This is a genomic window from Rhodococcus sp. ABRD24, assembly GCF_004328705.1.
Lineage (GTDB): Bacteria > Actinomycetota > Actinomycetes > Mycobacteriales > Mycobacteriaceae > Prescottella.
The window spans coordinates 3,905,814-3,931,916 of the sequence record NZ_CP035319.1 but is presented as its reverse complement, the minus strand read 5'-3'; the positions used below and the strand labels follow the sequence as shown (position 1 = coordinate 3,931,916).

Here is a 26,103-nt window from a genome sequence, read left to right as displayed (position 1 = left end):
TCCCTTACTTCGCTGCGAAGGCGAGCTCGGCAGCCTTGTCGGCAGCCTCATCCATGGTTGCGACGACCGTCACCAGCGGGTGGTTGGCCTCGGCGAGGATGCGACGACCCTCTTCGACGTTGTTGCCGTCCAGGCGCACGACGAGCGGCTTGTTGGCCTCGTCGCCCAGGGTCTGCAGGGCACCGACGATGCCGTTGGCGACCGCGTCACACGCGGTGATGCCACCGAAGACGTTGACGAACACGCTCTTGACCTGCTCGTCGTTCAGGATGACGTCGAGGCCGGCAGCCATGACGGCGGCGGAGGCGCCGCCACCGATGTCGAGGAAGTTGGCGGGCTTGACGCCGCCGTGCTTCTCACCGGCGTACGCGACGACATCGAGCGTCGACATGACCAGACCCGCGCCGTTGCCGATGATGCCGACCTGGCCATCGAGCTTGACGTAGTTGAGGTCGTTCTCCTTGGCCTTGAGCTCGAGCGGGTCGGTAGCGTCCCGGTCCTCGAACTCGGCATGGCCGGGCTGACGGAAGTCAGCGTTGGCATCCAGGGTGACCTTGCCGTCGAGGGCCAGGATCTGGTCGTCGGGCGTACGGACGAGGGGGTTCACCTCGACGAGGAGAGCGTCTTCCTTGATGAAGACCTCCCACAGCTTCTGGATCGTGACGGCCGCGGCGTCGAGCACCTCGGCGGGCAGCTTTCCGGCCTCGGCAATGCTGCGCGCGAACGCGAGGTCGACGCCCTTGACGGCATCCACGGGGATCTTCGCGAGGGCGTCGGGGTTCTCCTCGGCGGTGACCTCGATCTCGACGCCACCCTCGACCGAGCACATGGCCAGGTAGGTGCGGTTGGTGCGGTCGAGCAGGAAGGAGATGTAGTACTCCTCAGCGATGTCACTCGCCTCTGCGACCAGCAGCTTCTTGACAACGTGGCCCTTGATGTCGAGGCCCAGGATCGCCTCGGCGTTAGCCACTGCGGCTTCGACGTCGGGCGAGTACTTGACGCCACCGGCCTTGCCACGGCCGCCGACCTTGACCTGCGCCTTGACCATCACCGGCTTGCCGATTTCCTCGGCAATCTCACGCGCCCCGGCGACCGTGTCTGTAACACGCCCGGCCGACGTCGGCACGCCGTGCTTGGCGAAGAGTTCCTTCGCCTGGTATTCGAAGAGATCCATCTGCTCACCGTCTCGTCTGCGTTGACGCCCGCTCGAGGGGTAAGAGCGGGTCCGTTCGGACTTTAACTAGGTCAATCAATCGACTATCGCTCGCATAGATGCCATGTGGCACATCTCACGCGCTACGGCAGTCGAGGTGCACTTCACCGCAGTTTCCGTCGGGCGGCGAGCACAGCGGCCACCACGAGAAGCACCACTGCAAGGATTGCAGGTCCCATACCCGGGCCTGCACTCGGATCGGCTAGACGGCTCGCCACCAGCGGCCAGGACGCCACGTGAATCCCGATCGCGACGGCCGCACCCGCGAAAAGCGCAGCACCTCGGGCGGGGCGCGCCTGCATCGCGACGACGACCGCTGCGACGATCGTGACTGCCAGTAGCAGCTGCCCCCACGCCTCGAGTCCCCATGGAAAACGGCCGAGTGCGGCTGCGGTGCCGTCACTTCCGCGGTACAAGGGCAGCGCGAAGGCCACGAAGGCCGTGACGGCGGCGAGGCCGCCGACTACCAGTACCGGGCGGTCGGCGACGACGGTCTCGGAGGTGTCGACATCGTCGCGTTCCGCCGCGCCCGCCAACCCGGCCAGGGCTCCCGCGGCGAGGGCGGCGAGCGCCGACAGCGCGATCAACCACGTGCCGGCCCCGAACCCCACACCCGGAATCTCCCGGGCCGGAGCAGCCGCCTGCACGACCGCGGTGGCCGCCGCGACGACCGGCGCCCACAGGACACCGACAGCGGGGCGCACGAGCGCCGCGAACTCCGACAGCAGCAGCCACACGCTTGCGACCGCCAGGACCGCACCGGCGACGAGGGCGATGCGGGTCGCGGGAATCACCGGGTCGGTCAGCGGAGCGGGAACCGTGAGGACCGGCAGCATGGCTCCGGCGCCCGCGAGGAGTCCGGCTGCTGTTCCCGTCGCTCCCGCAGCGACATGCCAGTAGTGCGTCCGCTCGTGGGCGGCCAGCCGGCGGGGCTGCTGCGAGATCGCCGTGAGACCGGCGACCGCACGCATCTCACGCCTACGCACGACAACTGGAATCGCGGCCGACGCCAGCACCAGTGCCCCCGCGGACAAGGTCCCCCACACGGTGCCCGAACCCGGCGCGAGCCGCTCCCCGGCGAGCCCGCCGGCGAGCCGCGCGCCGACAAGTCCGAGCAGAGCCAACGCCGCGCCTGCCACCGCGCCGGCCGCCACCGTCACATCGGTGGCGGCCAGGGCGGCAGCGACGACACCGAGTATCGCGACAGCCAGAAAGGCCGCGCCGATCGCGGCGGGCGCACCCGACCCGAGCACCTCAGGAACCACGATCACCGGATCGGCCGAGGACAGCGGCGGCGCGAACAGGGCGAACGCCGACACGATCGCGGATGCGACGGTGCCCGCGGCGAGGCCGAGTCCGATCCGGCTGCCGGCGGGCCGGCCGGAGGCCTCGGGATCCGGCGAGGCGCCGTAGCCGTCGGCATGCGATGCGCGGTGGATCACCATCAGGCCGAGCAGCCCGGCCACGGCGGCGCCCACGTGCCCTATGAGGACCACGGCCGCACCGGGTCCGGCCGTGATCGCGGCGGCCGTCAGGGGGCGAAACAACTCGAGCCGGTTCGCGTCGATCGGGCCGGTCCAGAGTTGCAGGTCGAGCACACTCATTCCCACCGCGACGGAGCCCGCCCCGGCCAGCAGCCCGCCGACGAGGGCGGTCCGGCGGGCGAGCAGGGCCACCGTGGCGGCTGCGGGGACGGCGAGCGCGAACGCTGCGCCGACGAGTGCCGCGGCGCCCACCGCGTGCAACTCGGCCCCGCTGGACTCGACGCGGGCAACCGGCACCAGGAATCCGGCCGCAATCGCGAACCCGGACAGCACCGCGAGGGCGACGGCGCCGAGCTGAAGTGCTCCCACCTCTCCGGCCGGTCGCGAGGTGGCCGGCGCCGGCTGACGCGCCTCGGCCACGACCACCCCGGCCCCGATCCCTGCGGCCCTCGACTGAGTACGTGAATCCACCTGCGAGACGCTATCGCCTCCCGCCCCGCGCGGCGGGCTAACTGGAAGCGGGCCCATGTACCGACGGCACTGTAAGGACCCGCTGTAACGAGATCGCGCCATCCCGATATATGAACGAGACCGACCGTCATGTTCCTCATCGCCCCAGCTCAGACTGTGACGACAGTCACATCTACTGCCCCGTTCCGGCCTACAGGTTGCCCCGCTGCAACCGTTTCGTTACCGTCGCCAGGGTCTAAGTCACAGGCAGGTCACGAGCAGGAGGACGGCAGGACACATGCGCCACCGAACTCAGTTCACCGCCAGCCGCTTTGTGAAACAACACGCTGACGCGGATTTCACCACGGAATCTTCGGTCAGGCTGCTGGACGAGGGCGTCGAACACAGGTATCCGACGCCCCCGGAGATTCGTTACTCCGAGGCCGAAAGTTCTGAGATTCGCAACGTCATGCTTTTTCGCACGAACAGCCCCAGCTCCGAAGATCCCGAACCTGCGAACCTCGAAATCGACGCCCCCACCGCGGGCATCAATTCCGCGATCGCGCCGGGTCCCGCGACGCAGCCACCGGATGTCGTCTCCCCCGCACGCCGTGTCGGCCTGCACCGCATCCCGACTCCCCCCTCCGCCCTCAAGGGCCGTGCCGCAGTCATCGCGGTAGCCGCAGGCGCCGTCGTCGCCGCGGGCCAGGCAGCAACGAATGCGCCGGCCCAGAACTCCGACCATTCCGAGGTAGCCCTCGACGAGACAAGCTCGGTGACCGCGACCGCCGTCCCGCAGGCCGCACAGTTCAGCAACACCGCGCAGTCCCCCTCCGACTCGTCCGCACCCCAGGTGCTCGCCGTCGCCAACCCGACGGATCTCGGCCAGTTCAGCAACCTGCTCGCCAAGGGTCAGCGCTTCAGCGAGGAGCGCGCCGCCCGTGAGGCCGCGGCTCGTCGGCCACTCTTCGCACTTCCCGCGCAGGGGACCTACACGTCGGCGTTCGGAGCACGCTGGGGCACGCTGCATGCCGGTGTCGACATCGCCAACGCGATCGGTACCCCGATCTACGCGGTGGCCGACGGCAAGATCATCGACTCCGGCCCGGCCTCCGGCTTCGGGATGTGGGTCCGCATCCAGCATCCGGACGGCACGATCACCGTCTACGGGCATATCGACACCACCCTGGTTCAGGTGGGTCAGACGGTGATGGCCGGCGATCAGATCGCCACGATGGGCAACCGCGGCTTCTCCACCGGCCCGCACCTGCACTTCGAGGTCCATCTCGCGGGCGAGAACAAGATCGACCCCCTTCCGTGGCTCGCCTCGCGTGGCATCAGCCTCGGCTTCGAACAGCCCTGACGCTCGCTACCACGATCACGGCCTGCGTCACCACGCTGAGGGCGTAGATCAGCAGGCCTCCGGCGATGTCGAGCGTGTGGACGGTGTTACGAAGACCGAGTGAACCGCTCGCGCAGCGTCACGAGTTGCTCGGCAGTGAGGCCGAGCCCATCACGCGCGTAGTCCTCGACGGTGCCGAAGTGCGTGCGCATCTCGTCGAGAGCGGCATCGATGTAGCTCTCACGGACACCAAGGAGCGGACGGATCAGCTCCGGGTCGACGCCCTTGCTCGCGACGAAGGCGAGGATCGGATCGGTCATGGGCGCCAGATCGGTATTCGTCTCGAGGTAGTCGGCACGCACGTCGCTCTCGTCGGCGCCGAGGAGAAGCAAGAAGGAGGTCGCGGCCCATCCGGTGCGATCCTTGCCGGTGGTGCAGTGGAAGAGAGCTGCCCCGGTACGCTTCTCATCGATCAGGTCGCGATAGAACGCGCGGTATGCAGTCAGCGCTGAGGGCAGACTGACGAAGTTTCGGTTCGCCTCCTCCATCTGCGCGATCCCGCGTCCATCGCTGATCGTCTCGGCGTATGCGACCGGATCCGTCATGAGTAGTCCAGTGGCAGCGGCATTCTGGGCATTGTCGGCCAGCACGTCGAGCCAGACCGTGCGCACCGTATCGGGAAGGCGATCGAAGGCACCCTCGCGCTCGGCGGCGGTGCGGAGGTCGTACACAGTCTCGACACCGAGGACCGAGAAGGCGGAGAGGTCGTCGTCGTCGAGCTTTGCGAGCGTCGCCGAGCGGTACAGCGCGCCCGGACGGACGGCGCCGGATGCAACGGGAATGCCGCCGAGGTCACGGAAGTTCGGGGCACTCTCGAGGAGAACGCGACGGTCGAGCGGGTGAGCGGTCATCACTGACTCCTACCAGATTCGTACGGCGGCCAGGGCGGGCCCGGGACGGGCGAGGACACGATGGATGGATCGAGCGAGCGTGGAGGTGGGACACCAGGCACTGCCGGTCGAAATCCCGAACTGAGCATCACGCCTGATTCACACTGCGCACAAGCTTCTCTGCACTGCGTCGTTTGAGCCACCTGTCTATGACGAAGGCCATGAAAATCCACCCGCCGAGTGCGGTGATCACCCAGACAATGATCGGTGCGAGGATCCAGGACTTGACGCCGCTGATCTCAATGCCATCGGGGAACAGGGATGCCACCCACAGCGCGAGCAGCGTCGCGACCAGCCCGACACCACCCGCAAGCGGAGCCGCATAGTGTTGCGCCACGCTGAGCACGAAGGGGCCGAGAATCATGTGGGCCAGGGTGAATACGCCGATTGCCACGAAGAATCCGGTGAAGCTCAGATCCACCCCGGGCAATACGAAATGCACCACGATCAACGCCACCACACCGAGTACGCATTGCGAAATGAGCTGGAACAGCAGACGCATTCGTCGTGCCTCCTTGATCGGTCAAGCCACCCGGCGACTACCCGGTGTTCTCGGAACAATAGTGGGTTTGCCGTCCGACAACCGTCCGTCCAAGGCGTCGCGGCGAGGAAGCCGAAACCGGTCGGCTGCACTTCACTGACCTCATGGAGCCAACGACAGCAGGCCTAGAGCCCGCGCATAGGACCAGGTCTCCGACGGTCTGCGATCCACCAGAGCCGATCCGCCCGAATCGGCCGCAGCCAATAGCGGCAATCTCGACAACAACCCCAGACCGAAGAAAACTACCCGCGTTTCTACCCGCCCGACGGGCATGGTTGACCGCTCCACATCGACACCAGCAGCAATTGGGATGAGCCCACTATCTGTTGTCGGCAACTTGAATAGCGGCACGGCGTTTGGTCACGCCCAATTTGCGGTAGATCGCGCGAATATGCGTCTTCACCGTGGGGTATGCGATGCCGAGGTGCACAGCAATCTCATCCGCGGTCATCGCGGTGCGCAGATATGTGAGTATCTCCTTCTCTCGTTCCGTCAGGACTCCCACGAGCAGTGCAGACAGCCGATTCCGTCGTTCCAGGATCGTGCACAAGAGCCCTTGATGTCTCGATCCCCGAACTGCGTGTGCGTTCAAGAGATCGACAATCACCGGATCGTCGGAGAGAAATGGGGCAAGAATCCGTTCGGGGATTGCAGCCTCCAGCGCACGATCCAGCTGCTCATGCGCTTGGAGTCCGCGCCCTGCCATGGAGCTCAGTGCGGCCGAGGTGACGAGTGTGCTCACCAGCGCATATTGTGGCAGCCCGGCCGATGTCGCGAGGCGAAGCGCTTGAGCCGACGGTTCCGAATCCCCCAGGACTCGGTAGAGTTCCGCGAGAAGCGCATGAGCGACCGCAGCACCTGTGCGGGTAAGCGCGGGCCTTGCGATACGGCGTGCTTGCTCGTCCTGCCCTTGCGTGTGGGCGAGCCAGGCCGTGGTGACACGCCGCAACGTATCCCAAGGAATGCCATGCTTGTCCGTAGTGCTCACGCCTCGCAGCAGACGCGCCGCCGTGTGGTACCGGTCTTCCCGGCGCAGAGCGATCAGGCACATCACCAAGTAGAGACGGGCGAGCGCCTCGAAGTCGGTTCCGGGACTGCCCTCCACGATGATGGAGTCGAACTGAGCGATCGCCTCCTCGAAGTCACCCCGCCAGAAGGCAATGCACCCTCGATTCGACTGTGGGAGACCGCCTTCGAAGCGTTCCCAGTCGGACGCCACTTCCCTCGGAGGGAGCCCGTCGAGGATCTGTTCGGCTTCGGTGAATGCTCCCGCGTGGGTGAGCGCAAAGGCCAGATTGGACTGTGCGAGACGTAACGTCTCCGCACGAGACTGCAACTTCGCCTCATCGCTGGCGGAACGAAGTAGCGCGATGGCACGAGGGAGATCACGACGAAGCCTGACCTCGGTCCATCCGAGGAGGAAGAGCGCGGACGGATAGTCGTCCTCCGGTTCGCACTGGGCGAGCGCTCGACGCGCGCGATCGGCGATGACGGCCTTGGTCGAGGTGTCTGGGGCGAGCAGCAGCTCAGTGAAGCAGACGACGAAATCGTCAGACGCAACCCGCAGGCCCTGACCGCGGAGAAACTCCGCGCCGTACGGGTCGCCACTGAGATCGCGGCAGCACGCCCGAATCAGCAGGATGTGCGGATCGTGCGGGTCAGGATCGGCAAGGCAGAGCTGCTCGAGTTCCCCGGTGTGAGATTCGAGAATCAGACGGAGCCAGTTCTTCCGTAGAACTCTTCGAGCCTGCTCCGCCTCACCAGAGGCGAGTGCCTCGCGCACCGCTTCGATCATGTGACGAAGATACTCGAGACATTCGTCGGCCACAGAGATCCAGTCTCATCCGCTGCGGATGAGACCGCGGTTGATGTAGCCCGGAGCCTGTGAGAATTCCGGAATGAACCGAATGCTTGCCGGGCCGAGCCACCGGAATGTCGGGCGAGAGCTCCGTGCCGGAGTCACGCTGCTCGCGTTCAGCCAAGTGTGCAGCGGCGCCTTTCCCACCGATACGACTGCCCCGCAGAGGAACTGACCATGTTGGGTTCTGTCATCGGGGAGACGCTGCCGCTCGCGCTGGGCATCGCGATCAGCCCCTTCACGATCATCGCGGCCATTCTCATGCTGCTTTCCTCCAGCGCACGCCGCACCGGCCCCGGTTTCCTGATCGGCTGGATCCTCGGGATCGCCATCGCGGTGACGGTGTTCGTGTTGCTCGCTGGCCTGCTCACGCCTGACGGCGATTCGGGCGGATCGAACGTCCCGCGGGCAATCGTGCAGCTCCTGCTCGCGGCCCTGTTCCTGCTGCTCGCGGTCAGACAATGGCGGGGCCGACCGGCGCCCGGCGAGAGTCCCGCACTCCCGAAGTGGATGGCCGCCATCGACGGCTTCACGTTCACGCGAGCACTCGGCCTCGGTCTGTTGCTCTCGGCGCTGAACCCGAAGAACCTCCTCATCGCCGCGAGCGCCGGAGTAACCATCGGAGACGCCGGCCTCGCCGCCCTCCCGGCAAGCATCGCGACAGGGGTCTTCGTCCTGTGCGCGGCGTCGACGGTGTGGATCCCGGTCACGGCGTTCCTCGTCGCTTCAGAACAGCTCCGGGGGCCGCTGGATGCCCTGCACCGGTGGCTCGTCCGCGAGAACGACGTGGTCATGACCGTTCTCATGGCATTCATAGCGGTACTCATGGTCGGCAAGGCCATGGCCTCCTTCTGACCTCTGCCGCATCGCTGTCTCTCATTCATCGGCCGCGAACCCGCGCCCACTTACAAGAAACGGACAACACACATGAGCTTCTGGGAAAGCCTCGGCTGGATGCTGTGGGCGACCGTCTTCATCGGATATCTCTTCGCACTGTTCGCGATCATCACCGACCTGTTCCGCGACCATAAGCTGAGCGGTTGGTGGAAGGCCGTCTGGGTGTTCTTCCTGCTGTTCCTGCCCATCGTCACAGCGCTCGTCTATGTCGTCGCCCGCGGCGGCGGGATGACGGAACGCAGCAACAAGGCCGCACGTGACGCGGAGAGCGCTGCCGAATCGTATATACGCGAGGTCGCAGGGAAGAGCCCCAGTGAGGAGATCGCCACAGCCGCAGCCCTGCGCGAAGCTGGAGCGATCAGCGAGGACGAGTTCGCCACACTGAAGATGAAGGTCCTGTCGTGAGTGCCGCACGTTTCGGACCTGTCGACTTCTACCTTCTCGGCCTGCCCGGGGAAGGCCTCGATCCGGCCGCATTCTCCGCGCTCACCGACCTTACGGATACCGGCCTGGTGCGCCTGCTCGATCTGATCATCATCTCCAAGTCAGAGGACGGCGAACTCACCCTCATCGAGGTCGAGGAGTTGCCGAACGGCTTCGAGATCGATGTCGCGACACTCGGCGCGTCCGGCCTCCTCGGGCAGGAAGACATCACCGAACTCGCGGCGGCGATCCCCGCCGGCGCTGCAGCGCTGCTGGTCGCGCTCGAACTGGTCTATCAGCGCGAGCTCGCCGCCCGGACCGCTGAGTCCGGCGCGGTGTTGCTGGGCTACGAGCGGATACCCGCCCCGGTCGTCAATGCCCTCATGGACACGATCATCCCGAAACTGGAGGTCTGACATGCCGTACATCCCGAGAAGAGGCCGCCCCGGACTGCTGGGCCTTGCCGCCCGCACCGCCGTCGTGGCCGGTACCGCGACCGCGGTCAGCGACGGCATGGCCAGCCGCCGCGAACGGAAGGCCCAAGCAGAATACGAACAGAACCAGTACGAATTTGCCCAGCAGCAGGCCGCACACGCAATGACCACACACGCGCCCGCGGCCCCGGTCGATCTGGTCGGCGAGTTGCAGAAACTGGTCGATCTCAAAGCACAAGGCCTGCTGAGCGATGTCGAGTTCGAAGCCGCGAAAGCTCGACTGCTCGCCTGAATTTCTCCGACGGGGGCGAGGCATACCCGCTCCCGTTCCGTACCCGACACCGAATGGAACCCGCTATGTCCGCGATCCCCGTCAACGTCCTGAACTTCAATCGGGCAGAATCCGATCTCATGTTCGCTCGCCTGGCCGCGGGCGTAGGTCTGGGCACATGGAACCACACCCGTGAGCTCAAGCCGCTCGACGACCAGCCCATTATCCGCCAGAACCGCGACACCCTGTACAGCAGCACCATCATCGACGTACGCGAAAACGTCACGATCACGGTGCCGGATACCGGCAAGCGCTACATCTCCGTGTGGGTGATCAATCAGGATCATTACGGTCCGATGATCCTGCGCGATCCTGGCGAGCACGTGCTCACGCGCGAACTGGTCGGCACCGACTACGCCGCTCTCATCGTCCGCATTCTCGTCGATCCGAACAGCCCCGAAGACGTCGCAGAGGTGAACCGACTACAGGACGCCCTGGACATCGACGGCGGCGGCACAGGTGAGTTCCCGTTGCCCGACTACGACGAGCAGTCGCAGACGGAGACACGCGACGCAATCCTCACTCTCGCTCGCGGCGTCAGCAAATATGACCGGTCCTTCGGCACCGCGACGGAAGTCGATCCGATCATGCACCTGCTGGGCACCGCCTCCGGCTGGGGTGGCCTCCCCGAACGAGAGGCCACCTACATCAGCTTCGACGAACGCCTCCCGGTCGAGGAATACCGCCTCCGCCTGAACGACGTTCCGGTGGAAGCATTCTGGTCGGTGTCGTTGTACAACGCGGCCGGATACTTCGAGGAGAACGCCCTGGGCGTGAACAGCATCAACAGCCTCACCGCCACCCCCGATGCCGACGGCGGCACCACCATCCGGTTCGGCGTACACCTCGACGGTGTCGCCAACGCCCTGCCGATCATGCCGGGCTGGAACTACGTGCTGCGGCTGTACCGCCCCTACCCCTCCGTGCTCGACGGCACCTGGACGGCGCCGCGTCCCGAGGCGCTCTAGCGGGAGCGGGGCCCTCCAGCGGGAGTGGGGGGGCGACCGCCCACCAAGTGGGGGCCGCACCGGCATGCGAGCAGCACCCCGGCCAATGCCATTTGGTCACTCACGCCGTCCAGTGGACCGTCTCCTCGCCGAAGGACTCTCACTCGCAACCTCGTCAGAGGACCGAGCCCGTGTGAGACCGGACGGGGGATCTACCACAAGTTGTCAGCCACCTCACAAGGAGTGCAATGCCTTCATTGAGAACGTTCGTAGCTGCGGCGGCGCTGACCGCGATCACAGCGTTGCCCGGGATTGGGCCTGCAGTCGCGGCGCCGGCGATCGGGTCTGTCGATCTCGGTTCGTCGAGCGGCTCCGGGTTCGGGTCCATCGATCTCGGTTCGTCGAGCGGTTCCGGGTCCGGGTCCATCGATCCCGGTTCGAGCGGCCCCGATCCCGAGCATCCGTTGTCTACCTGCTTCTGGTCCGTGCCAGTCAATCCCGAGCTCGCGGACCCGCAGCTCAACTACGCCTTCCCCGACACCGCGGCGATCTATTGGGCTGCACAGTTCACTATCCCGGAGGATGCCGAGCTGGCCATCCGGGGGCAGTACGCGCACGCCCGCTACCAGTCGTTGAACTCGTACAACGCCGCCACCGCAATGCCGACCGCCGTCCTCAACGACATTTCGACCGTCCCGGACGCCGGTTCGCAGAACACCTATCTCCCGGGCGCCGACCGACTGAATGAAGACGACAGGTCGTACACGGTCGCTGTCCTCAACGAAGCCCAGCCGGCTCAGCCACAACCCAACACTCTGTATGCCGGTGTGCCAGGCCAGGATCGGATCAGCCTCCTCTACCGCATCTATCTTCCCGACAATGGACGTGATCTCACCGGCGGCGTAGGACTACCGGAGCCAGAGTTGCGCTTCTCCGATGGCCGGGTGCTACGCGGCGACGCACTGTGTTCGGCACTCAACGCGGACAACGCGATCCTGACGCCTGCCTCGCTTCCGCTGGATACGTACAAGGCCCTGCGTGACCAGCCGGGCAAGCCGGCGACATTCCCTGCGGACCAGACGCCGGTGTGGCGGGCCTACTACAGCGCCGAGTTCACCATCGGGTGTACCTATCTCGGCAAATGCGATGGCACACCCCAGCGGGTGGGCGGACAGTACTCCAACATCGACAACAGCTACGTCACGGCCGAAGTCAACCGCGGGTTCGGCGACGTTCTGGTACTTCGTGGCGAACTGCCGCGGACTCCGAGGACGATGGCAGGCGCGCCGAATGTCGACGGCGCTGTCGACATGAGGTTCTGGTCGATGTGCAGCAACGAATCACTGGCAACGACGAAGGTGATCGCATGCCTGTACGACGAGCAGGTGGTCACCGATGCGGCAGGTCGTTACACCATCGTCGCGTCGCTGCCGGAAGACCGACCGGTAAACGCTACCAAGGAGTGCGGGGTCTCATGGCTGCCGCTCTCGCCGACTGGCGATGGTGCCGGGCATCCCGACGATTCCCTCCTGATCATGCGGAACATGCTGCCGTCCAAGGACTTCAGTCATGCCGCGCACGACACCAAGACCCCCGGCGACGAGAAGGCCGTGATGGGGCGGTACTTGCCGGAAGGGCAGTACACGGCCAAGTCCGACTTCGAGGCGAGTGGCTGCGCCGAGTAGTCGGACATCTGAGCGAGCGACGTGCGGCTCGACTGTCCGTCACCGGCACTTCGCCCACCAGAATCCCGGACTGGGTGGAGGACACGGCCGCAGGTGACTCCGAGACCGAGAGTGTTTGTGCATGAGTGGAAATGGGAGACGTCGGCTGTCGTCCGCTAGTCGTGAGGCTCGCACGCAGGTGCTGGTGCGTGACCGGGTGATCCGTCTGATCGAGGGTGAATCCCGGCAGCCGCGGCTCCGCATCCTGCGGGGTCCGTTGGGTGCCGGGAAATCCTTGGCCGCGGCCCAGTGGGCGACCGTGCAGGCCGCACCGATCGCCTGGGTGAGTGCGCGCGAGACCGCTGGCGACCTGCACCGATTCTGGGAACTCACCGCCGCACGGCTGGCCACGGCCGCCGACATCCAGCCCGAGGACGATCTGCATCGCTACCCGTCGCTGCTGTCCGTCGTGAGCGGCCTGCCCGGTAAGGTCCACCTTGTTGTCGACGACTGGCACCTCCTCTCCTCCCGCGAGACGGACGAAGCCCTGGCCCAGCTCCTTGACAACGGACCCCGGCTTTCGCTGGTCGTCCTCGGGCGCCGCTTCACGGCCCTCGATGCTCCGCTCACCACCGCTCGGTACGAATCATGTTCCCTCACTTCCGGGGACCTGGCATTCACCTGCGACGAGACCGTGGCGCTTGCGGGGACCTGGGACACCGACCCGGGCTGGCTCGAAGGCATCCGGAGACTCGTCCGGTCCTGGCCGCTCGCCCTCACCGCGGCCTGCACGATCAACCTCACGAACGTGCCGGCCGCCTCCTGGGCGGAGGAGTTCCTCACCGGCAGCATCGAAACGCTGCTGTGGGATCGAACGGATCCTGAACGACGCCTCTTTGCTGTCCTTTCCGGCTGCGGCACGCCCATGCCCACCGCGGCAGTCACCCGTCTGTCCGGACTAACCCGGCAAGAGACTGCCGCCGCGCTGCACAGCTTGGAGAACGCGGGCCTGGTCCTACGCAACCCGGCCAACGGATCGAACCAGGTGCATCCCGCATTGGAGACCACCGCTCACACAATCGTGGAGCGTGAACTCGGCAACGAAGAGATCCTGGGCCTGAAAATGATGTGGGCGCGCGACATGGAGCGCAAGGATCCAGCCACCGCCGCGCGGCTGTTCAGTGAAGCCGGTGACTACACCGAACTCCAACGGTTGCTGGAATCACAACCACGCCTGGTCCTCGACCCTTCGCCCATCGCGTCAGTACTCACCGCGGTTCCTCGCGAAGTCCTCGATCGGTCGCCGCTGCTCGCCGGGGCCCGAATGCTCCATGGTTACGCTCGTGCCGAAACCTCGGTGCTCTCACTACGCAGCTCGGTGGAGGCCTTCCGAACCGCAGCCGACGCGGCGGGCCACGCCCACACCGAATCCTCCGCAGTGGCCCGGTATCTGCACATGACAGCAGAACGGGTCCTCGGAAACTCGGTGGCCGCACAGAGCCACGCCGAAGCGTTGGAATTCCATCTCGCGGAAACATCCGACGATGCGGCCTCGCCCTTACGCACGGCGAGGTCCCTCATGCATTCGGGAATCGCGTTGACGTACACACTGAATGGGGAAATCGTCGGCGCATCAAGGAATTTCGGGGAGGCAATCCGACTCGGTGATCAAACCGGAGAAGCCCGGGATCGGCTCTGCGCGCACGCCGGAATGGCCTTCCTCCACGCCGTCGAGGGAAACATCCATGCGGCACGCCACGCGATCGAACGAATCGGGCGGCGCCACGAGACGGACGGACGTGCCCACACCGCGCCCATCCGGTGGCAACTCCAGTTCACGAGAGCGGTCATCACGTTCGAAACCCCGAACTCGAACCGGCCTACACGGCTACTGCTGGACGAGGAGGAGGGCTGGGGTCGCTGCGAGTTCTGGCCGCTGCTCGTTGTCGCTGAGGCAGCGTCGGCGCGCAAACACTTCGGAAACGCCGACGCGCTGGCACGGCTCACCCGCGCCCGGGCCATGAGCCTCCCGTCCACACCGTACTTACGGACCGAGCTCGCCGCCCACGCAGCGAACATGCTGCTCGCGCAGGGCGATGTCACCGGTGCGGAACGCCAGCTTCACGAGCTTCCGAACTTGCCGGTCGTGGACGTCACGTCTGCCCGGATAACTCTCACTCGCGGGCAGCCCGGTGACGCCATCACCAGACTCGACCGACTACTGAAGCGGCAGGTCTCGCCCCGCTACCGTGGTGAAGCGCTCGTCCTCCTCGCGGTAGCGCTCTGGAACGCGGGTGCGGAAAGCAAAGCGGTGGCCGTGTTCGAACGGGCCATGGCCCACAAGCACCTCTACGGGCAGGGCACCGTGCTCGGCTCCGTACCCTTCGACCGCCTCCGCGCACTCGCGGTCCACGCACGAGAGACCGGGACCGTCGATGCCGTAGACGAGATCGACGGGCTGCCCGCAGGGCTGAGAGTGTCGCCGATTCCCCCGCTCACGGAGGCAGAGAGACGCACCCTCGAGGCACTCCGAAACGGGAAGACCACCCGGGAAGCAGCGGCCGAGCTCTTCATCTCACAAGACACCGTGAAATACCGGCTCAAGAGCATCTACCGGAAGTTCCAGACCGCCAATCGTGCAGACATCCTCTACCGTGTCGAACACGCCGGCCTCCTCAGGCCATGATCTGCCTACCGAGCAGCTCTGACCAGAAGTAACGTTGCCTGCCCCGTTGTGTCAGAGCTTGACCATCGGCACGCCACCGATCAGCATCAGGCGCACCTTACCGGCCGAACCGAAGTCGATCGTCACGGTCGCCGTCGGTCCGGCACCCTTCGTCTCGAGCACCTTGCCGAGCCCGTACTTGTCGTGACTGACGCGGTCACCGACCGCGAGCACCAGGTTGTTGTTGCGGCCACGCGGCGCCCCGAAGCTGGGCGCCGACGGGACCGCACTGCGGCCGCCGACACCGAAACCGCCACTGCCATAACCTGATCCGCCGTAACCGGAGCCTTGCGGTCGACCCCCGCCTATCGCACCGCCGACACCGAGCACACCGGGGTCCTCGCGGCGCCAGTCCACGAGTTCCGCCGGAATCTCTTGAAGGAAGCGGGATTCCGGATTCGTTACCGGCTGCCCCCATGCCGACCGCACGATTGCGCGCGTGACGTACAGCCGCTGACGTGCGCGGGTGATGCCGACGTACGCGAGGCGGCGCTCCTCCGAAAGTTCCGCCGGATCGCCGAGCGCGCGCATGTGCGGGAACTGACCGTCCTCCCAGCCGGTGACGAACACGACCGGAAACTCGAGCCCCTTCGCTGTGTGCAGCGTCATGAGAGTAACGACCCCCTCGCCCTCGTCGGGCACCTGATCGGAGTCCGCTACCAGCGAGACACGTTCGAGGAATGCCGCCAGCGAACCGGGGTCGGGCAGGCCCTCTCCGTCGGTCTCGTCGACCTCGCCGGCCATCGCTTCCGCCTCGGCGAAGGCCGCCGCGTTGCGTGCATCGGAGCTGAATTCCCGTGCCACGCTGACCAGCTCGTTGAGGTTGTCGAGGCGTGCACCGTCCTGCGGGTCACTGCTGGCCTCGAGCTCACGCCGATAGCCAGTGCGGTCCAGAACCGCCTCGACGACGTCGCCGATATCGGTGAGATCGTTACCGTCGGCGTCGGTGCCGGACAAGAGCATCCGCAGCCCGTCCATCAGTTCCACGAACGACGCAATCGCCTTTGCCGAGCGGGTGTTGAGCAGTGGCACCCCACCTTCGGCGCCCACGCGCAACGCCTCTGCGAACCCGGTGCCCTTCTGCTCGGCATACACGGCCACGCACGCCTCGGCGCGATCGCCGATGCCGCGTCGCGGGGTGTTGAGGATGCGACGCAGGCTCACCGCGTCGTCCTCGTTGGCGAGCACCCTGAGGTACGCGACGATGTCGCGTACCTCCTTGCGTTCGTAGAACCGCGTGCCGCCGACCACCTTGTACGGGATGCCGAGGCGGATGAAGATCTCTTCCAGCGCGCGGGAGGAGTTGTTGGTGCGATAGAACACCGCGACATCGCCGAACTTTGCGTCGCCGGCGTCGACCAGCCGGTCGATCTCCGACGCGACGAACTGTGCCTCGTCGTGCTCGTTGTCGGCGACGTACCCGGTGATGAGCTCACCCTCGCCGGAATCGGTCCACAGGCGCTTCTCGCGGCGGCCGGTGTTGCGGGAGATCACCGAGTTGGCCGCCGACAGGATGTTCTGCGTGGACCGGTAGTTCTGCTCGAGCAGGATCGTGCGGGCATCCGGGTAGTCCCGCTCGAACTCCTCGATGTTGCGGATGGTGGCGCCGCGGAATGCGTAGATGGACTGGTCGGCGTCACCGACGACACACAGTTCGGCCGGCGGAACGGCGTGCGGGTCCTCGCTCGCCTCCCCCACCAGTTCCCGCACCAGCACGTACTGCGCATGGTTGGTGTCCTGGTACTCGTCGACCAGCACATGCCGGAACCGGCGACGGTAGTACTCGGCCACCTGCGGGAACGCCTGCAGCATCCCGACGGTCTCGCTGATGAGATCGTCGAAGTCCAGCGCGTTCGCGGCGCGCAGTCGCTGCTGGTAGTGCGTGTACACCCGTGCGACCAGCTTCGGCATCTCGGCCGGGTCCTGGGCGGCGGTGGCCGTCGCCTCCTCCGGATCGATCAGCTCGTTCTTGAGGTTGGAGATGTGCGTCGCCAGCAAGCGGGCCGAGAAGCGCTTGGTGTCGATGTCCAGGTCCTTGGAGATCATCGTCAGCAGGCGACGGGAGTCGTCGGCGTCGTAGATGGAGAAGTTCGAGTTCAAGCCCGGCAGCAGCGCCGCCTGCGCGCGCAGGATCCGCACGCAGCTCGAGTGGAATGTCGACACCCACATGCTGTTGGCACGTGGGCCGACCAGCTGGGCGACGCGTTCACGCATCTCGGCAGCGGCCTTGTTGGTGAACGTGATGGCCAGGATCTGGCCGGGCATCACACCTCGATCGGCGAGCAGGTACGCGATCCGGCGGGTGAGCACCGCGGTTTTGCCGGAGCCGGCACCCGCGACGATCAGCAGCGGCGAACCGGCATGTCGCACGGCCTCGCGCTGCTGCGGATTGAGACCTTCGAGCAGCGCGTCCGGCGACGTACCGGCAGCGCCACGAGGCCTGACGACCCCGCCGACCGTGGAATCGGAAATAGTGTTCATCGCCTGTCTACGCTACCGGCGGATACCGACACACCGGCAGCTGCCCGATCGGCTTCGCGGTGAAGGCTGTCACCTCTGCTTGGGCGGACCCCGATTGCGTGGCAAACTGGAACGATGATCATTGCCGCGCAGAGCCCTCTCCGGGGTCCGTCCCAGGGGCGCACTAGTCGCGAGCATTGGCGATTCCCCAGCGGGCACCGGCCGATGGTGCCCGCGGCCTGATCACCCGCGAGCCCCGAGGTCCACATCGGATCCGGGGCGTTCTTGTGAGTTGGACCCGGATCCGTAACGACTCCAGGGAACCCGGACGATCCTAGTTCCGACACGAGGAGAAGATAATGAGCAGTCCGACCGCAACTCCTTCATCCGAGTCACCCGTCCCCGTCCCTGCGACCGAGGCCGAGATCGACGAGCTCCGCAAGGAGATCGATCGTCTCGATGCCGAGATCCTGGCGGCCGTCAAGCGTCGCAGCGAGGTGTCCCAGATCATCGGCCGGACCCGGATGGCGTCCGGTGGCCCCCGCCTGGTGCACAGCCGTGAGATGAAGGTGCTCGAGCGGTTCAGTGAGCTCGGCCAGGAAGGGCACACGCTCGCGATGCTGCTGCTGCGCCTCGGACGCGGTCGGCTGGGGCACTGACCTGTCCCACTCGAACTTCACGCGCGAACCGCCCGGTCATCGAGACCGGGCGGTTCGCGTCTGTCAGGCTCAGGTCAGTGCGATGTACTTGGTCTCGAGGTACTCCGCGATACCCTCGCTGCCACCCTCCCGGCCGAATCCGGACGATTTGACGCCCCCGAACGGCGCGGCCGTATCGGAGATGACGCCACGGTTGACGCCTACCATGCCGACTTCGAGAGCGTCGGATACGCGCAGCGCCCGGTCCAGGCTCTGCGTGTAGATGTAGGCGGCGAGGCCGAACTCGGTGTCGTTCGCCGCAGCGACGCCCTCCTCCTCGGTGTCGAAGCCGGTGATCGCGGCGACCGGGCCGAACACCTCCTCACGCAGGATTCGCGCGGACGCTGGAACGTCGGTGAGGACGGTCGCGGGGTAGAACCACCCCGGCCCGCCGGGTGCCCTGCCGCCGATCAGTACCTGCGCACCGGCCTCTACAGCGTCGGCCACAAGTTCGGAGACCGTCGCGAGCTGATCCGCGTTGATCAACGGCCCGAGGGTTGTGTCAGGGTCGATACCGGGGCCCAGTTTCGCTGCTGCCATGCGTTCGGTGAGCTTCGCGGTGAACTCCTCCCGGACGGCGTTCGCGACGTGGAAGCGGTTTGCAGCCGTGCACGCCTCGCCGCCGTTGCGCAGCTTCGCGAGCATGGCCCCGTCGACCGCGGCGTCGACATCGGCGTCGTCGAACACGACGAACGGAGCATTGCCACCGAGCTCCATCGATGTGCGCAGCAAGCCCTTCGCCGACCTCTCGACGAGCAGCCGCCCCACCGCGGTGGATCCGGTGAACGTGAGCTTGCGCAGCCGCGGGTCGCTGAGCAGCGGTTCGGTCACGGCGCTCGAACGGGATGTGGGCAGGACCGACAGCACACCCTGTGGCAACCCGGCCTCGACGAACAGCTCGGCGAGCGCGAGCATCGTCAGTGGCGTTTCGGAGGCGGGCTTGACGATCATCGTGCAACCGGCGGCGAGCGCGGGCCCGATCTTGCGGGTACCCATTGCGAGCGGGAAGTTCCACGGTGTGATCGCCAGACACGGGCCGACGGGCTGCTTGCTGACGAGGATGCGCCCATTGCCGGCGGGCGCGGCCTGATAGCGGCCTTCCATCCGGACGGCCTCCTCGGCGAACCATCGGAAGAACTCGGCCCCGTACTTCACCTCAGCGCGGCTCTCGGGCAGTGCCTTGCCCATCTCGAGGGTCATCAGCTGAGCGAACGTCTCGGCGCGGGCGGTGATCGTCTCGAACACCGAGCGCAGCAGTTCGCTGCGTTCGCGGGCGGGCGTGGCGGCCCAGTCGCGCTGGGCGACAGCCGCGGCGTCGAGCGCCTTGACGGCGTCGGCAGGACTGGCATCGGCAACCTCGGTGAGGATCTCACCGGTCGCGGGATCTCGGACGGGGAACGTGGCACCGTTCTCGGCATCGACGGGTGTGCCACCAATCCACAGTTTGGTGGGAACGGCACGAATCAACTCGGCTTGGTTCATACTTCCCATCATGCGCCGACACTTCACTCAGTGAGAGTCACAGCGGCAATCGTGCGCTCGGCCACTAAGCTGCCCATCTATGAGCACAGACATCACCGGTACCGCAGCCTGGCAGAACTTGGATGCGCATCATCGTGTGATCGAATCTGCCCATTTGCGAGACCTGTTCGCCCAGGATCCCGATCGCGGCACCGAACTGACCGTGACGGCCGGCGACCTCTACATCGACTACAGCAAGCATCGAGTGACCCGCGAAACCCTGGGCCTGCTGGTGGAACTCGCCCGCGCCGCACATGTCGAGGAACGCCGTGACGACATGTTCACGGGCGCGCACATCAACACCTCGGAGGACCGCGCGGTGCTGCACACCGCGCTGCGCCTGCCCGCCGACGCGCAGCTGACAGTCGACGGCCAGGATGTCGTCGCCGACGTGCACGAGGTATTGCGCCGGATGGGCGAGTTCACCGATCGCTTGCGGTCCGGCCAGTGGCGCGGCGCCACCGGCGAACAGATCCGCACGGTCGTCAACATCGGCATCGGCGGCTCCGATCTGGGACCGGTGATGGTGTGCGGCGCGTTGCGTCACTACGCGGACGCCGGCATCTCGGCGCGGTTCGTCTCCAATGTCGACCCGTCGGACCTGGTGGCGGCGCTCGCCGATCTCGACCCGGCTACCACGCTGTTCGTCGTCGCGTCCAAGACATTCTCGACGCTCGAGACCCTCAGCAATGCCTCGGCGGCACGACGCTGGCTGGTCGACGAACTCGGCGAGACCGCGGTGCCCAGGCATTTCGTCGCGGTGTCCACACATGCGAAACGGGTTGCGGCGTTCGGCATCGACACCGCCAACATGTTCGGGTTCTGGGACTGGGTCGGCGGACGCTACTCGGTGGATTCGGCGATCGGCCTGTCGGTGATGGCGGTCATCGGCAAGGAACGGTTCGCCGAGTTCCTGGACGGCTTCCACACGATCGACGAGCACTTCCGGACCGCACCGCTCGAGCGCAACGCACCGGTCCTGCTGGGGCTGATCGGCGTCTGGTACTCGAGCTTCTTCGACGCCGAATCGCGTGCCGTGCTTCCGTACTCGAACGATCTCGCCCGGTTCGCCGCGTACCTGCAGCAGCTGACGATGGAATCCAACGGCAAATCGGTGCGGGCCGACGGCTCACCGGTGACGACCAAGACCGGTGAGATCTTCTGGGGCGAGCCCGGTACCAACGGCCAGCACGCCTTCTACCAGTTACTCCACCAGGGCACCCGACTGGTGCCGGCCGATTTCATCGGGTTCGCCGAGCCCACCGACGACCTGCCGACGGCCGATGGCACCGGCAGCATGCACGACCTGCTGATGAGCAATCTGTTCGCGCAGACGAAGGTGCTCGCGTTCGGCAAGACGGCCGAGGAGATCGCCGCCGAAGGAACCGCAGCGGAACTCGTGCCGCACAAGGTGATGCCCGGAAACCGCCCGTCGACGACGATCATGGCGCCGAGGCTCACCCCGGCGGTCGTCGGCCAGCTGATCGCCCTGTACGAGCACCAGGTGTTCGTCGCGGGCGTGATCTGGGGCATCGACTCGTTCGACCAGTGGGGCGTGGAACTCGGCAAGGCGCAGGCCCTCGAACTCGGCCCGGTGCTCACCTCACCGGATGCACCTCCGCAACTGGATGATTCGTCGACCGATGCGCTGGTCCGCTGGTACCGCGGACGGCGTGGCCGCACTGTCTGACGCGATGCGCAAGTCTCACGCCGCGTGCGGATGACTCCAGCTGCGCGTGGTGTACACCCGGCCCGAATTGTCGACCAGGCGGGCTGCCAGATCGTGCTGTTCGAGCCACGGCACCGCGCCCAACCCGCGCACGATGGCGGCGGAGCTCGCCGCGTACGCCCACAGGGCGTCGCCCGCCACCACCGACACCTGATCCCACTCGCCGCTGAGCGCTTCGCGCCCGTGGAAAACCCTCCCCGCGCTGACCGAGGACATCGACGCACCAGCCGGTAGCTCGATTCCTCCATCGCCGGGCACGGTCACCTGCCAACCGCCGGCCGGACAGTGGCCCGCGGTCGCGATGGCGCCGCCGATCCGGACCAGGACACCGCACTCGAGTTCGCTCGCCACCAGCTCCGCCGCCCGGTCCGCGGTATCCGCCTTCGCGGTATCGCTGATGTCGAACGAGACACCCCACGGAGCGAGGACGGTGTCGTCGTCGATCTGCACGTCGGCGAAGGTCGGCTCAGGATGGATCGACGGGACACCGGTCGGCGGCTCCTCGATCGCGACGGGGCTCACGGAGCCGTCAGTCATCCGGGCCACCCACAACGCCGAGCGCAGCAGACCCGCGAGCCGGACACTCACCCGTACCGGAAGCCCCTGTGCGAGGTTCACCGCATGGATCTCGGCGTCACCGCGCTGCAAACTACAGGCGGCTTCCACCTCGTCGAGCATCCTGCCCACCCGGCCCACCGCCGCGCTCAGGGCCGCCGCCTCGGTGACCTGTACTTCGATCTCTTCGCCCCAGGCGCTCCATCGTGTATCGACCAACATGATCATGCTCCGTGCGTCCGAACCGTGCTGTTCCCCAGTATGCGCCTGCCTCGCAAACGCGCAGCTCAACGCGCCTCGGGAGGACAGCCGACGGCGGTGAGGGCGAAGCGGACGAGGTCGTGGAGGACGGCAGGATCACTGCCCCCTGCCGCAAGGGGCCCGGTAAGGACCTCGGCGGTGGCACCGACGAGGGAGGCCGCGACGAGCGGCACATTCTGGGGCCCGAGTTCGCCGTCGGCCACCCCGTCCGCGACGGCCGCGGCGAAGGCGTCGGCGAAGGTGCGACGGAAGACGAGCCGCTCGGCGTCGACGGCAGCATCCACTGGTTCGGCGAGCAGCGTGTAGGCAAGTTTCGGGTTCTTCATGGCACGCCCGCCGAAGGTCTCGATCACCGCCGAGATCCGGGCCGCGGCTGATCTCCCCGGGCCCGCGGCGGTGTTCACGGCGGCCACCTCGCGGCCGACAATCTCCCGGAACACTGCCACCACCAAATCCGACTTGCCCGAGAAGTGGGTGTACACACTGCCGGTCGCGACCCCGGCGCGGGTGGCGACGGCCGCGATCGTCAGACCCTGGTATCCCTGCTCGGACAGCACAGCGACCGCGGCCTGGAAGATGGTCTCGCGCTGGGCCGCGAGGCGCGCTTCGACGGCGGGGGTTCGGCGGTAGGCCATGGTGGTAGTGAACCAGGCATAGCGGTGAAGCCTCTATTCAGCCCATTCGCCACGCCGTCCGCGGGTAGCGTCGAACCATGCCGGTGCGCAGCGAGAAGACCGGGCCCGTCACCACCGTCGTGCTGTCGAGGTCCAAAGCGCGCAACGCAGTCGACGGACCGACGGCCGCGGCGCTGGCCGATGCCTTCCGAGAGTTCGACAACGACCCCGACGCCGCGGTCGCGGTGCTGTGGGGCGAGGGCGGCACGTTCTGCGCGGGTGCCGACCTGAAGGCACTCGGCACGGACCGCTCCAACCACATCACACCCGACGGGGACGGCCCGATGGGGCCGACCCGAATGCAGCTGTCGAAACCCGTGATCGCCGCGATCTCCGGTCACGCCGTCGCCGGCGGACTCGAACTGGCGCTGTGGTCCGACCTCCGTATCGCCGAGTCGGACAGTGTCTTCGGCGTCTTCTGCCGACGGTGGGGCGTTCCCCTCATCGACGGCGGCACGGTGCGGCTCCCGCGCCTCATCGGCGCCAGCCGGGCGATGGATCTCGTTCTCACCGGACGCGCGGTCGACGCCGACGAGGCGCTCGCGATCGGCCTGGTCAACCGCGTGGTCCCGCACGGGCGGGCGCGCGCGGAGGCCGAGAAACTGGCGGCCGAACTGGCCGGGTTCCCGCAGACTTGTCTACGGGAGGACCGGATGTCGCTGCTCGAGCAGGAGGGTCTCGGGGAGGACGACGCGCTGTCTGCCGAATTCCGGCACGGCATGGTGGCGGTGACGGTCGACGCCCTCACCGGGGCCGCGCGATTCGCAGCCGGTGAGGGCAGGCACGGTCGGTTCGGCGACTGAGGCGGCCACTCCCCGATCTACCTCCAAGTCTCGCGGTAACGTCGGTTCCCATGGATCGTTTGACCGTGGTGGACGAGATCTTCCTGCGCAGGCATCACGGCTACGGGCTCCCGATCGTGATGCAGGGACTGTTGCGCGCGGCGGATGTCGTGGACGCCGCGGTGCTCGAATCGGTGCACGCTGCGCTGACCCGGGGCGCACTGGCCCGTCGGGTCGTTCGCCCTCGCGTGCCCGGCGCCCGCCCGCGGTGGGAGCCGAGCGCCGACGCCCATCCGCTGCGCATGGACATGGATCCGATCGCGCCCGGCGATGTGGTGCGTTGGGCCGATGCGCAGGCCCACACCGACGTCGACCCCGAGCGCGGGCCCGGCTGGGCGCTGTCGGCCGTGCCCGTCGTCGGCGGAGGCACCGTGATCTCACTGGTGTGCTCGCACGTCATCGCCGACGCACGCGGCCTCGTCGGCGCGGTGGACGCCGCGCTGACCGGACACATCCCCAGCCCGCCGCCGGAACGTACGTCGGACGTCGCCGACGCGGCCCGCATGGTGGGCACGGTGCTCGGCCGGGGCGCCGCCGCGACGGCGGCCCTGGTCTTCTCGGCCCGTCGCCGTCAGGAGGTGCGCGATTTCGCGGACGCGACGCCGAAACCGCGGCCGGAGACGGCGCATGCTCCGACCTCGACGTGCAACGCGATCCTCGACATCGACGTGCCGGCATGGGATTCGGTGGCAGCCGAGCACGAAGGCACGCCGAACGGCTTGTTCATCGCAGTCGTCACCGAGATCGCGGACGCGGCCGGTGTGCCGATGCCGCTGCACATCAGCGTCCCCGTGGACGCTCGCACCTCCGACAGCGTGCACAACGCCATGGTCATCGCCGAAGTGGTTGCAAAACCAGATGATTCGCTTTCCGAGATCCGTGACGCGAGCCGCGCCGCGTTTTCGCGCCGGCCAATGGGGGCACCTGCCGGGTTCCCCGAGGAGATCTCCCAACTACTTCCCGATCGGCTCGCCCACCATCTGACGGCGGGAGCGGGCGAACGCGACGCGCTGTGCTCGAACATCGGCCGGCTGCCGGATTCGCTGGCAAGGCTCGGTCCGTACCGAACCACCGGAGTGGCCACCCGGGCAATGCATCCGAGACTCACCACCGATCGCGCAGCAGGCACCACCACCCGGCTGTCCGCGTACCTGTGCTCGAACGGCCACACTTACACGTTGTCACTCGTCGGGATCGATCCCACGTACTTCACAGACCCCGGCCGACTTCGCGAGATCGCCGTCGCGGGACTCGCAAGGTGGGGGCTGTCGCCGCGGTTGTGGTGATCACACAACGGGCTTGCCCTTCCACTACTCACGCGATAAGGACGGACACCGACAACTACGTCAATTACCTGCTACCGGGGATCATGCTGATCGCAATCGCGTCGGGCATCGCGTACACGGCCGTCCGGTTGTTCACCGATACGAAGAGCGGCATTTTCGAGCGGTTCCAGTCCATGCCGATCGCCCGATCGTCAGTACTGTGGGCGCACGTTCTGACCTCGCTGGTTTCCAACATGCTGTCGGTCGCGATCATTGTGCTCGTCGCCCTCGTCATGGGATTCCGCACATCGGCAAACCTGCTGGCCTGGCTCGCTGTTGCCGGAATCCTGGCGCTGTTCACCCTGGCACTCACCTGGCTCGCAGTCATCGCCGGCCTGACAGCGAAGTCCGTGGAAGGTGCCAGCGCCTTCTCCTACCCGCTGATCTTCCTGCCGTTCATCAGCTCTGCTTTCGTCCCCACGAACTCCATGCCCGGTCCCGTGCGCGTCTTCGCCGAGAATCAGCCGGTAACGTCGATCGTCAACACGATCCAGGATCTGTTTGGGGAACGATCGGTCGGCGGTGAAATATGGGTCGCTCTCGCCTGGTGCCTCGGCATCCTCGTTCTCGCGTATGTCTTCGCGATGGTCTCCTATCGACGCAAGATCGCCTGAGGGACGTATCGGACATGCTCCCCGCCAGTCTCCCGTGAGACTGGCGGGGAGCATGTCCCTTTACCACCCCCGCCACTCCCCTGCCACGCGAAGGTTCTGCCCTGATGCAGGTTCTGCGCAGCAATCCTGCACCTAGCGAGGGTGATTCACGAGGACGCTCCTCGT

21 protein-coding genes and 1 pseudogene are annotated in these 26,103 nt (G+C 66.6%); 13 read left to right on the top strand and 9 right to left on the bottom strand.

Annotated elements, in window-relative coordinates; all coding sequences use genetic code 11:
• Positions 1-4: 4 nt before the first annotated feature.
• Together sucC and ERC79_RS17490 are read right to left on the bottom strand one after the other, a co-directional pair.
• On the bottom strand, positions 5-1,174 hold the full coding sequence (gene sucC / locus ERC79_RS17495) for an ADP-forming succinate--CoA ligase subunit beta (protein ID WP_131579695.1): 1,170 nt from the start codon (positions 1,172-1,174) through the stop codon (positions 5-7).
• A 143-nt stretch (positions 1,175-1,317) separates the two neighbouring features.
• The gene (locus ERC79_RS17490; protein ID WP_131579694.1) at positions 1,318-3,168 is read right to left on the bottom strand and encodes a hypothetical protein; all 1,851 of its coding nucleotides are present in this window, start codon (positions 3,166-3,168) and stop codon (positions 1,318-1,320) included.
• Positions 3,169-3,445: 277 nt separating this feature from the next.
• Here ERC79_RS17490 and ERC79_RS17485 point away from each other — a divergent pair, with 277 nt between their 5' ends.
• The gene (locus tag ERC79_RS17485; RefSeq protein WP_131579693.1) at positions 3,446-4,510 is read left to right on the top strand and encodes a M23 family metallopeptidase; all 1,065 of its coding nucleotides are present in this window, start codon (positions 3,446-3,448) and stop codon (positions 4,508-4,510) included.
• An 86-nt stretch (positions 4,511-4,596) separates the two neighbouring features.
• Here ERC79_RS17485 and ERC79_RS17480 read toward each other — a convergent pair whose 3' ends face one another.
• The 3 genes from ERC79_RS17480 to ERC79_RS17470 form a co-directional block, all read right to left on the bottom strand.
• Positions 4,597-5,400, bottom strand: a complete 804-nt coding sequence (locus ERC79_RS17480) for a tyrosine-protein phosphatase (protein WP_131579692.1) — start codon at positions 5,398-5,400, stop codon at positions 4,597-4,599.
• A 127-nt stretch (positions 5,401-5,527) separates the two neighbouring features.
• A complete protein-coding gene (locus ERC79_RS17475; RefSeq protein ID WP_131579691.1) occupies positions 5,528-5,941 on the bottom strand; it encodes a phage holin family protein in 414 nt (137 codons plus the stop codon).
• 358 nt (positions 5,942-6,299) lie between these two features.
• Positions 6,300-7,775 (bottom strand): LuxR C-terminal-related transcriptional regulator, encoded by a 1,476-nt coding sequence (locus tag ERC79_RS17470; protein WP_131579690.1) that lies wholly within the window; start codon positions 7,773-7,775, stop codon positions 6,300-6,302.
• Positions 7,776-8,015: 240 nt separating this feature from the next.
• Here ERC79_RS17470 and ERC79_RS17465 point away from each other — a divergent pair, with 240 nt between their 5' ends.
• The 7 genes from ERC79_RS17465 (at position 8,016) to ERC79_RS17435 (ending at position 15,220) form a co-directional block, all read left to right on the top strand.
• Positions 8,016-8,693, top strand: coding sequence for a GAP family protein (locus tag ERC79_RS17465; RefSeq protein WP_242676617.1), 678 nt, complete (start codon positions 8,016-8,018; stop codon positions 8,691-8,693).
• 72 nt (positions 8,694-8,765) lie between these two features.
• A complete protein-coding gene (locus tag ERC79_RS17460; protein ID WP_131579689.1) occupies positions 8,766-9,140 on the top strand; it encodes an SHOCT domain-containing protein in 375 nt (124 codons plus the stop codon).
• Entirely contained in the window at positions 9,137-9,574 is a 438-nt protein-coding gene (locus tag ERC79_RS17455) for a DUF6325 family protein (RefSeq protein ID WP_131579688.1), read from the top strand. The genes ERC79_RS17460 and ERC79_RS17455 overlap by 4 nt, the downstream gene beginning before the upstream one ends.
• Position 9,575: 1 nt before the next feature.
• Positions 9,576-9,884 (top strand): SHOCT domain-containing protein, encoded by a 309-nt coding sequence (locus tag ERC79_RS17450; protein ID WP_131579687.1) that lies wholly within the window; start codon positions 9,576-9,578, stop codon positions 9,882-9,884.
• A gap of 65 nt (positions 9,885-9,949) precedes the next feature.
• Positions 9,950-10,891, top strand: a complete 942-nt coding sequence (locus ERC79_RS17445; protein ID WP_131579686.1) for a DUF1214 domain-containing protein — start codon at positions 9,950-9,952, stop codon at positions 10,889-10,891.
• A 227-nt stretch (positions 10,892-11,118) separates the two neighbouring features.
• Positions 11,119-12,555, top strand: coding sequence for a hypothetical protein (locus tag ERC79_RS17440; protein ID WP_131579685.1), 1,437 nt, complete (start codon positions 11,119-11,121; stop codon positions 12,553-12,555).
• 121 nt (positions 12,556-12,676) lie between these two features.
• Complete coding sequence (locus ERC79_RS17435) at positions 12,677-15,220, top strand: LuxR C-terminal-related transcriptional regulator (RefSeq protein ID WP_131579684.1); 2,544 nt, start codon at positions 12,677-12,679, stop codon at positions 15,218-15,220.
• Positions 15,221-15,271: 51 nt separating this feature from the next.
• On the opposite strand, the gene pcrA is transcribed toward ERC79_RS17435, so the two are convergent.
• Positions 15,272-17,740: a DNA helicase PcrA gene (gene pcrA, locus ERC79_RS17430; RefSeq protein WP_131579683.1), complete on the bottom strand. Its 2,469-nt coding sequence runs from the start codon at positions 17,738-17,740 to the stop codon at positions 15,272-15,274.
• A 338-nt stretch (positions 17,741-18,078) separates the two neighbouring features.
• On the opposite strand from pcrA, the gene ERC79_RS17425 reads away from it, so the two are divergent.
• Positions 18,079-18,378, top strand: coding sequence for a chorismate mutase (locus ERC79_RS17425; RefSeq protein ID WP_131579682.1), 300 nt, complete (start codon positions 18,079-18,081; stop codon positions 18,376-18,378).
• Positions 18,379-18,447: 69 nt separating this feature from the next.
• Here the strand turns inward: ERC79_RS17425 and ERC79_RS17420 are convergent, their stop codons facing one another.
• Entirely contained in the window at positions 18,448-19,899 is a 1,452-nt protein-coding gene (locus ERC79_RS17420; RefSeq protein ID WP_207390356.1) for an NAD-dependent succinate-semialdehyde dehydrogenase, read from the bottom strand.
• Between the two features lie 79 nt (positions 19,900-19,978).
• Between ERC79_RS17420 and pgi the strand changes: the two genes are divergently transcribed.
• Positions 19,979-21,628, top strand: a complete 1,650-nt coding sequence (gene pgi / locus ERC79_RS17415) for a glucose-6-phosphate isomerase (protein WP_131579681.1) — start codon at positions 19,979-19,981, stop codon at positions 21,626-21,628.
• 15 nt (positions 21,629-21,643) lie between these two features.
• Here the strand turns inward: pgi and ERC79_RS17410 are convergent, their stop codons facing one another.
• Positions 21,644-22,444: an FAD:protein FMN transferase gene (locus ERC79_RS17410; protein WP_131579680.1), complete on the bottom strand. Its 801-nt coding sequence runs from the start codon at positions 22,442-22,444 to the stop codon at positions 21,644-21,646.
• 65 nt (positions 22,445-22,509) lie between these two features.
• Positions 22,510-23,118: a TetR/AcrR family transcriptional regulator gene (locus tag ERC79_RS17405; protein WP_131579679.1), complete on the bottom strand. Its 609-nt coding sequence runs from the start codon at positions 23,116-23,118 to the stop codon at positions 22,510-22,512.
• A gap of 77 nt (positions 23,119-23,195) precedes the next feature.
• Between ERC79_RS17405 and ERC79_RS17400 the strand changes: the two genes are divergently transcribed.
• From ERC79_RS17400 to ERC79_RS17390, 3 genes and pseudogenes are all read left to right on the top strand, one after another.
• Positions 23,196-23,960: a crotonase/enoyl-CoA hydratase family protein gene (locus tag ERC79_RS17400; protein ID WP_131579678.1), complete on the top strand. Its 765-nt coding sequence runs from the start codon at positions 23,196-23,198 to the stop codon at positions 23,958-23,960.
• Between the two features lie 50 nt (positions 23,961-24,010).
• Positions 24,011-25,285: a hypothetical protein gene (locus ERC79_RS17395; protein ID WP_131579677.1), complete on the top strand. Its 1,275-nt coding sequence runs from the start codon at positions 24,011-24,013 to the stop codon at positions 25,283-25,285.
• A 32-nt stretch (positions 25,286-25,317) separates the two neighbouring features.
• Positions 25,318-25,938 (top strand): annotated as a pseudogene (locus ERC79_RS17390) (ABC transporter permease); the annotation flags it as partial.
• Positions 25,939-26,103 lie beyond the last annotated feature (165 nt).